Below are 2,954 nucleotides of genomic sequence, written 5' to 3'. Positions count from 1 at the left end.
AGGTGCCGCCGGGGCTGGAAGAGGCCTTCATCTACCTGATGGCGGGGGCGCGCGACAATTTCGCCGCGAACCCCGCATGAGCGCGCGGTTCTCGCCGGCGCGCTTCGGGGCGGTGCTGCTCAAGGAATTCATCCAGATGCGCCGCGACCGCATCACTTTTGGCATGATGATCGGCCTGCCGATCATCCAGTTGCTGCTGTTCGGCTTCGCCATCAATACCGATCCGCGGCACCTGCCGACGCTGGTCGAAGTCAACGACCAGGGGCCGCTGGTGCGGGCGCTGGTGGCGGGAATGGAAACGTCCGGCTATTTCGACTTCATCGGCACGGTGGAGGGGCCGGAGGCGGGCGAGGAAGCGCTGCGGCGCGGAACGGCCAATTTCGTCATCGTGGTGCCGGACGATTTTGAGCGCGACGTGCTGCGCGGTCAGCGGCCGACGCTGCTGATCGCCGCCGACGCCTCCGATCCATCGGCAGTGAGCGGGGCGGCGGCGGCGCTCAGCGGCATCGTCTCGGGCGCCATCGCCCAGAGCCTCACCGGCCCGCTGGCACAACCCAGCGCGGCCCCACCCTTCGAAACGGTGGTGCACCGCGTCTATAATCCGGAAGGGCGCACCTCGACCAATATCGTTCCGGGCCTTCTGGCCATCATCCTGTCCATGACCATGGTGATGATCACGGCGGTGGCCATCGTCAAGGAGCGCGAGCGCGGCACCATGGAAATGCTGATCTCCACCCCGGTGCGCCCGCTGGAGGTGATGGCCGGCAAGATCCTGCCCTATGTGCTGGTGGGCTATGTGCAGACGGCGGTGTTCCTGGCGGCGGCCTTCGCGCTGTTCCGGGTGCCGTTCGAGGGGAGCTGGCTGGCCTTTTTTTCCGGCTTCAACCTGTTCGTGCTCGGCAACCTGGCGCTGGGCTTTTTGATCTCGACCCTATCGCGCAACCAGATGCAGGCGATGCAGCTCAGCTTTTTCACCATCCTGCCCTCGGTGCTGCTGTCGGGCTTCATGTTCCCGTTTGCCGGCATGCCGGGCTGGGCGCAGGCCATCGGCTCCGCCGTGCCGGCCACCCATTTCATCCGGCTCATCCGCAAGGTCATGCTCAAGGGGGCGGGGCTGGCCGACATCAATGCCGAACAGCTCGCCCTCGGGCTCATCGTGCTCATCATCACGGTGCTGGCGATGCTGCGCTACCGCCAGACACTGGATTAGGGTGCGCCGGGCGGGTCAGCCCGCCACGCGCTCGATCTGGGCGCCGCAGCGGCCCAGCTTTTCCTCGAGGCGCTCGAAGCCGCGATCAAGATGGTAGATGCGGTTGACGGTGGTTTCGCCCTTGGCCGCGAGCCCGGCAATGACCAGCGACACCGAGGCGCGCAAATCGGTCGCCATCACCTGCGCCCCCTTGAGCTGGGGCTTGCCATGCACCGTGGCCAGCTGGCCATCGACGGAAATGTCGGCGCCGAAGCGGACCAGCTCGGCCACATGCATGTAGCGGTTTTCGAAAATGGTCTCGCGGATATGGCTGGTGCCCTGGCTCATGGTCATCAGCGCCATAAACTGGGCCTGAAGATCGGTGGGAAAGCCGGGGAACGGATCGGTCTCGACATCGACGGGGCGGATGCCCCCATTGTGGCGGCGCACGCGCAGGCCGTCGGCCTCCAGGCTCAATTCGGTGCCGGTCTGGCCCAGAATGTCGAGCGCGGCCTGCAAATGCTCGGGGCGGGCGCCGCGCAGCAGCACGTCGCCTCCGGTCATGGCCACGGCCATGGCAAAGGTGCCGGTTTCGATGCGGTCGGGAATCACCGAGATGGTGGCCCCATGCAGGCGCTCGACGCCCTCGATGGTGAGGGTGCGGGTGCCGATGCCGGAAATCCTGGCGCCCATGGCCACCAGGCACTCGGCGACATTGGTGATCTCGGGCTCCTGGGCGGCATTGTCGAGGACGGTCGTGCCGCGCGCCAAAGTAGCGGCCATCAGCAGGGTATGGGTGGCGCCGACCGAAACCTTGGGGAAATGGATATGGGCGCCGACCAGCCCGCCCTTGGGAGCCTTGGCGACGACATAGCCCTCGTCGATATCGATCTCGGCACCCAGCGCCTTGAGACCGTAAAGAAACAGATCGACGGGCCGCGTGCCGATGGCGCAGCCGCCCGGCAGGGAAACGCGCGCCTCATGGCAACGGGCCAGCAGCGGCCCGATGACCCAGAAACTGGCGCGCATCTTGGAGACCAGATCGTAAGGGGCGGTAGTGTCGACGATATCGGCGGCATGGAAGGTCATGCGTTGGCCCTCCCCTTCCGCCTCGCCGCGGCGGCGACCATGCACGGCGATATCGACGCCGTGATTTTCGAGGATGCGTTCGAGCTGCTTGACGTCGGCCAGGCGCGGCACGTTGTGCAGCACCAGCTGCTCATCGCTGAGCAGGGAGGCGATCATCAGCGGCAGCGCGGCGTTCTTGGCGCCGGAAATGGGGATCTCGCCCTTGAGTTCGTTGCCGCCGATCAAACGGATACGGTCCATAGTCTCGTCCTATATGGCGGGCCTTGCCGCCTTTTTACCTGGGATGGAGCCAGACCAAGTCCTTTTCGCCGCTTGGGCCGGACCCGTCGCACTCGGGAGCTGAAGCGGATGCGAACGCATCCTTTGGGGAGAAGTGTCGCCCGAAACTGGTTTACGGTTTATTGACCGTATCGGTTCCGGGGGCCGGCGGGGTGGCAGGCGCCTGACGCTCCGCATCAGCGCGCGCCCTGGCCTGCCCCTTCCGGCGCTTGAGGTTCTCCCGCAGCTTTGCGGCCAATCTTTGCTCACGCAGGGTGGCCTGTTCGGTTTTGCTCATGACACTGGAGGGATTCGTGTTTGGCTCTGGGCGGTTGATAGGCGTTTTTTAGCCTTGCGTCGAGATTGGGCCTATGGCAAAGGAGCCGCGTTCGCGTTGCTCCCCAACGCCGGATGCTGC

The 2,954-nt window shown here is 65.5% G+C and carries 3 protein-coding genes; 1 reads left to right on the top strand and 2 read right to left on the bottom strand.

Annotated elements, in window-relative coordinates; translation table 11 throughout:
- Positions 1-76: 76 nt before the first annotated feature.
- Entirely contained in the window at positions 77-1,210 is a 1,134-nt protein-coding gene (locus tag VDP82_RS16470; protein WP_323015914.1) for an ABC transporter permease, read from the top strand.
- A 15-nt stretch (positions 1,211-1,225) separates the two neighbouring features.
- Here VDP82_RS16470 and murA read toward each other — a convergent pair whose 3' ends face one another.
- Positions 1,226-2,518, bottom strand: a complete 1,293-nt coding sequence (gene murA / locus VDP82_RS16465) for a UDP-N-acetylglucosamine 1-carboxyvinyltransferase (protein WP_323015913.1) — start codon at positions 2,516-2,518, stop codon at positions 1,226-1,228.
- Positions 2,519-2,669: 151 nt separating this feature from the next.
- Positions 2,670-2,834 carry a hypothetical protein gene (locus VDP82_RS16460; RefSeq protein WP_323015912.1) on the bottom strand — a complete coding sequence of 55 codons (165 nt, stop codon included), beginning with the start codon at positions 2,832-2,834 and terminating at the stop codon, positions 2,670-2,672.
- Between the last annotated feature and the right edge of the window lie 120 nt (positions 2,835-2,954).

This window comes from Devosia sp., from assembly GCF_034675085.1.
Lineage (GTDB): Bacteria > Pseudomonadota > Alphaproteobacteria > Rhizobiales > Devosiaceae > Devosia.
Note: the sequence above shows the minus strand (reverse complement) of the source record. Positions and strands in the feature narration are given on the sequence as shown.